We start from the raw sequence: 5,095 nt of genomic DNA, 5'->3' as shown, positions 1-5,095 counted from the left end.
TCATCAGGCACAAGATCATCCGACACTCACAGAACCCTGCCGCCCACCAGCCCAACTGCCAAGTCCCTGAGCCGAACTCATTCTGAAATGATCAGCAAGTTGGGCCCGCCCTGGCCGCGTAACTCGCGCCTGGTCCAGGCCGGCACCCGAATCACGCAGCTCGGCTACTCCGGCAGGGCGCGAGCTGGACGACGTGCGCAGCGCGGTAGAGGCCGAGGTGCTGGACGCACTGGCGACCCGCGAACAGACCGCCGGGTACGCCTACATCCGCGAGGATGTGCCCAGCTTCTGGGACGACCTCGATGCCCGGATGAAGGGCACTGGCACGATGACCGGCCTGTCCACCGGCCTCATCGACCTGGACGGGCTGACCAGCGGCTTACAGCCCGGCCAGTTCATCGTCATCGGGGCCCGCCCGGCCATGGGCAAGTCCACCCTCGCCCTGGACTTCGCCCGCACAGCCGCGGTCCGCGACGGCAAGACCGCAGTGTTCTTCTCGCTGGAGATGAGCCGCGGGAAGATCCTCCAGCGGCTCTACAGCGCCGAGTCGCGGGTGGCCCTGTACCACATCCGCGCCGGAACGGTCACCGAGGAGGACCTGGAGCGGATGGCCAAGCGCACGCCCGCCATCAAGCAGGCCCCGCTGCTAGTGGACGATTCCCCCGAGCTGACCATGACGGAGATCCGGCCCCGGGCCCGGCGCATCAAGCAGGCCCGGGGCCTGGACCTGCTCATCGTGGACTACCTCCAGCTTCTGCAGTCCGGCGCCTCCCGCCGGCCCGAGAGCCGTCAGCAGGAAGTGTCCGATCTCTCCCGCAGTTTCAAGCTGCTGGCCAAGGAACTGGAAATCCCGGTCATCGCGCTCTCGCAGCTGAACCGTGGCCCCGAGCAGCGCACCGAGAAGAAGCCCGTGGTCTCCGACCTGCGTGAGTCGGGCTCCATCGAGCAGGACGCCGACGTGGTGATCCTGCTGCACCGTGAGGACGCCTACGAGAAGGAGTCGCCGCGTTCAGGCGAGGCCGACCTGATCGTGGCCAAGCACCGAAACGGCCCCACGGCGACGATCACGGTCGCCTTCCAGGGGCACTACTCGCGGTTTGTGGACATGGCGCAGACCTGACCGGACAGCATGTAGGTTTCCAGATTCCGTGGCCACTTTCCATCAGCGATGGCCACTGCGTGGCCAATGGGACACGGGGATGGAAATCATGCTCCGTGAACGAGTAGTTCCCCTCTTCGTGTACAGGACCTCCCCAGTAGTCGTCATCACGCCTTGCCGGGGCAGGACCCCAGCGTTTGGCGGCTGACGGGCCGCCTCGGGAAACGCGGGGTAGGTGGTCCGATGGGTACAGCGGTGGCCGCGCCGGTACGACTGAGTGTCCGGCGCGGTGACGAGGCTGTGGTGGAGGACCTGCACTGGCCGTCGGTGCCGCTCGGGCTGCTTCGAGAGGCCCGGCCGTGGCGGACCTTCCGCTGGTACAAGGGGCAGCAGCACTATTCCGGCACGTATTGGTCGGCCACCGTGGGCGATCACGTGATCTACGAGTCGAGGCTGGAGCTGGGGAGGCTGCTGTTCGCCGACTTCGCTCAGGAGGTGCGGCACATCGTCGCCCAGCCCTTCCTGCTCAAGGCCGACCTGGACGGCAAGGTCCGCAAGCACATCCCGGACTATCTGCTGCTGACGGACGACGGCCCGCTGGTCGTGGACGTCAAGCCGCGCCACCGGCTTCAGAAGCCGGAGGTCGCCTTCACGTTCACCTGGACGCGGGAGGCGGTTATGTCGCGCGGGTGGCGGTATGAGGTGTGGAGTGAGCCGGATCCGCACGTGTTGGAAAACGTCCGGTTCCTGGCCGGCTACCGCCGCGCCTGGCTATTCGACCCTGACCTGGTGGCGGCCTTGCAGGCCGTGGATCTGGACGGGATGTTGCTGGGCGATGCCTTCCGGCTGCTGCCCGAGCGTCCCCGGCTGCTGGTGAAGTCGGCGGTACTGCACCTGCTGTGGTCCGGGCATGTGATGACCGCGCTGGACCAGCCGCTGAGCGCGGGGCACGTGCTGCGGAGGGCCGCATGAGTGGGGCGGGGGCGAAACTGGGCGTCGGGACGCACTTCCGGCTGGACGGCGAGACGGTCGAAGTCGTGGAGTTCGCCAGCATGGCCACGGGCATGGAGGTCATCCTCAAGGACGGACGCGACCGGCTGGCCCGAATGTCGCTGCGTGAGTTGCTGACTTCGGATCGCGCCGAGTTGATCCACGACAAATCGGGGCCGTCTTCCGCCGATGACGAGGACGTCGCGGCCGTGGTGTTGAACCGGCTGACCAAGGAGGAGAAGAAGGTGGCTTGAATCCGGAGAAGGACGCCTTCTTCTTCCACCACGAACTTGAGGCGATCATCCGGGAGTGGGTAGCGGTGGACTATCACCGCACGCCACATGAGGGACTGCTCGACCCACACCTGCCGAAGGTGGAACTGTCTCCGGCGAGGATGTTCGAGCACGGTCTCGCGCGGGCGGGCTACATCGAGGTGCCCCGGGACCCGCACCTGGCCTTCGAGTTCCTCGATGCCACGATGCGCACCGTCCAGCACTACGGCATCGAGATCAACAGCCGTCGCTACAACGGTCCCTGTCTCGATGGGCTGCGCGACTTGGCCGGCTCCGACATTGACCTGGACAAGCGGCGGCTGGAGTTCTTCGCTGATCCCGACGATGCCACCCGGATCCACTTCCGGGACCACGAACGCGTCTGGCACACCCTTGAGTGGGAGCATGCGCCCAGCCTGGACATGCCGCTGAGCGAGGAAGCGCTCCAGTTCGCCCGGCGTCTGGCGGCGAAGGAGTACGCCTACCCCGACGACCGGCTCGCCATCGCCCTGCTGCTGAAACGGTGGAACCTCGGCCTGGGCACTTCCCTGGTCGAACGGCGGATGGCCTTGCGGCTCTCCCGCGAACAGGCCGCTCTGGACCTCCCCGAGGCGCACGCCGACGCCGTCAGTTCACTGCCGTCGGTCGCCCGCGTGCTGTCTCTGCCCGCACAGGCCGAGCCGCCGGCAGCCGGATCCGCCCCAGTGGTGGAAGAGGGCGATGACGACGGGGACAGCCTCGAAGAGCTGGACGAGGAAATCGACTTCTACGCAACTGCCTTGAAGGACATCGATGACTGACCGGAAGCGTTCCGAGGATGATCTCCACGCCAAACTCGATCACCTCACGCTGTCCCGCAAAGAAGGCTTCCGGCGCCTGGCGGATGCTCCGTCGCGGCCCTGCCCCGAGCACCTCACACGCCGTCAGTTGTCTCTTCTGGGGGAGAAGGCCCGTGCTGACTACGACCGGCGCCGCCGCAAATGGCACGCGAGCCTCGGGCCCCTGCGCACCCCGCAGATGGAAGCCCTGCACGAGGACCTGTGGGACATCATCGACAGCAACGAGCAGGACGGTGACAAGGTCAAAGGCAGCGTCGCCATTGACGCCTTCCCCGGCCTGGGCAAGACCACGGCCGCCCTCGCCTTCGCCAAACTGCTCCACCGGCGTGTGATCGAGGAGGAGGGCGAGTACACCGATCAGGGGCATGAGCGGTGGCCGGTCTGTCGAGTGGGCCTGACCAGCAACACCAGCATGCGCGACTTCAACCGGGCGATCCTGGAGTTCTTCGCTCACCCCGGACGCTTCCGCGGCACCGCCACCGACTTCGGCTTCCGCGCACTCGACTGCGTCCTCTCCTGCGAAACAACGCTCTTGATCGTCGATGACCTGCACTTCCTGCGCTGGAGAAACCGGACCGGGATCGAGGTGAGCAACCACTTCAAGTACATTGCCAACGAGTTCCCCGTCACCCTGCTCATGATCGGCGTCGGCCTGCAGGCGCGAGGCCTGTTCGACGAGGGCGACAGCTACGAAGACGCCGTACTCGCCCAGACAGGATGAACTCCCAGGTTCTGCACGCGATGACGCTCGCGCACTTCGACGGCCGAGCACTCAAGATCAAACGGGAAACGAGACAGGTCAGCCGATGGCACCACTGGGGACGCCAGGCCGGATCACGCTTCTGCCCTGACTGCCTGGCCGAGACGAAGGGCCGGTGGAAGCTGAGCTGGCGGCTGGGCTGGATGTTCGCCTGCCTCGATCACAACCGCTTGCTCGCCGAGGCGTGCTCCCAGTGCGGTCAAATGCCTTGGAAACGGCTGCATCAGCAGCGCTATGTCCCGGAGCCGGGAGTGTGCGCCTTCCCGGGCCAACGCGACGAAGCCGACAGAAGGCACCAACGCTGCGGCTACCGGCTGTCCGAGGTCGCAAGCATCGAGCTTGGGTGCGGGCACACGCTGCTGACGGCACAGAAGCTGCTGACGGAGATCGCGGAGAACGATTCCGCAGAGTTCGGCATCTACGCGAGCACTCCACAGAGAATCTCCGCATTGGAAGCTCTGGCTGATCTTCGTGCCCTTTCCTCCCGGCTCCTGGCCGACGCCGCGGACAGCGGTCTGGCCATAGTCCTGCCGCACGACACGCGCGAGATCTATGAAGGAGTGAAGGGGTCCCTTCCCGAGGCCGTGGGCGCTGTTCCTGCCAGGCGCAGTCTGACCGCACCCGTCCAGGCCATCGGGATTGCCGCCGCCCTCCAGGTCCTCGGGCAGGCCGATTTCCATGCAGCCGGCCGCGAGCTTCGGAACCTCGTCGCCGCCGCAGACCCCTCAGAGACGCTCAAGCGTCTGACGGGCTTCCACAGGATGCACGGCATCACCCCGCTGCTGAGCGCCGTCCAGCTGACAGCTCAGGAACCGATGCTGCGACCGAGTGATCAGCTTCGCTACCGGCTTCCGGCTTTCCTCCCCTCCAGGCCGTCCCCTCGCGGAGGTCTGGCGGACCAGCGCGTTCACAAGATTCCCTCGTGCTTCTGGCCTGGTTGGTCCGTCCTGTTGTCGCCGCCGCAAGGCGCATACACCCGGACGTTCCGTCCTTGCCTGTCCGCTTCCCTGGCTTTGGTGGGCACACAGGACGACCTCAGAGCCTGACGCTGTCGGGGATCTTGAAAATCGGGGTCGTCCGGCGTGATCGACATGCTGAAGAAGCGATCCGTTTCCCCTGTTCAGGGCCTCGCAGG

Annotated in this window: 5 protein-coding genes and 1 pseudogene; all 6 read left to right on the top strand. The window is 66.1% G+C overall.

The genetic code is table 11. From position 1 onward, the window contains the following. Positions 1-126: 126 nt before the first annotated feature. A pseudogene (locus AB0M97_RS30545) lies at positions 127-1,120 on the top strand (replicative DNA helicase); the annotation flags it as partial. Positions 1,121-1,399: 279 nt separating this feature from the next. Beyond that, positions 1,400-2,071 (top strand): TnsA-like heteromeric transposase endonuclease subunit, encoded by a 672-nt coding sequence (locus AB0M97_RS30540; RefSeq protein WP_365964224.1) that lies wholly within the window; start codon positions 1,400-1,402, stop codon positions 2,069-2,071. Then, positions 2,068-2,343, top strand: coding sequence for a hypothetical protein (locus tag AB0M97_RS30535; RefSeq protein ID WP_365964223.1), 276 nt, complete (start codon positions 2,068-2,070; stop codon positions 2,341-2,343). The genes AB0M97_RS30540 and AB0M97_RS30535 overlap by 4 nt, the downstream gene beginning before the upstream one ends. Further along, positions 2,340-3,161: a Mu transposase C-terminal domain-containing protein gene (locus AB0M97_RS30530; RefSeq protein WP_365964222.1), complete on the top strand. Its 822-nt coding sequence runs from the start codon at positions 2,340-2,342 to the stop codon at positions 3,159-3,161. Before AB0M97_RS30535 ends, AB0M97_RS30530 begins: the two co-directional genes overlap by 4 nt. Next, positions 3,154-3,921: an ATP-binding protein gene (locus tag AB0M97_RS30525; protein WP_365964221.1), complete on the top strand. Its 768-nt coding sequence runs from the start codon at positions 3,154-3,156 to the stop codon at positions 3,919-3,921. The genes AB0M97_RS30530 and AB0M97_RS30525 overlap by 8 nt, the downstream gene beginning before the upstream one ends. Before the next feature lie 20 nt (positions 3,922-3,941). Then, entirely contained in the window at positions 3,942-5,006 is a 1,065-nt protein-coding gene (locus AB0M97_RS30520) for a TniQ family protein (RefSeq protein WP_365964220.1), read from the top strand. The last annotated feature ends 89 nt before the right edge of the window (positions 5,007-5,095 follow it).

It is taken from the genome of Streptomyces sp. NPDC051207 (assembly GCF_040682395.1).
Lineage (GTDB): Bacteria > Actinomycetota > Actinomycetes > Streptomycetales > Streptomycetaceae > Streptomyces.
Note: the sequence above shows the minus strand (reverse complement) of the source record. Positions and strands in the feature narration are given on the sequence as shown.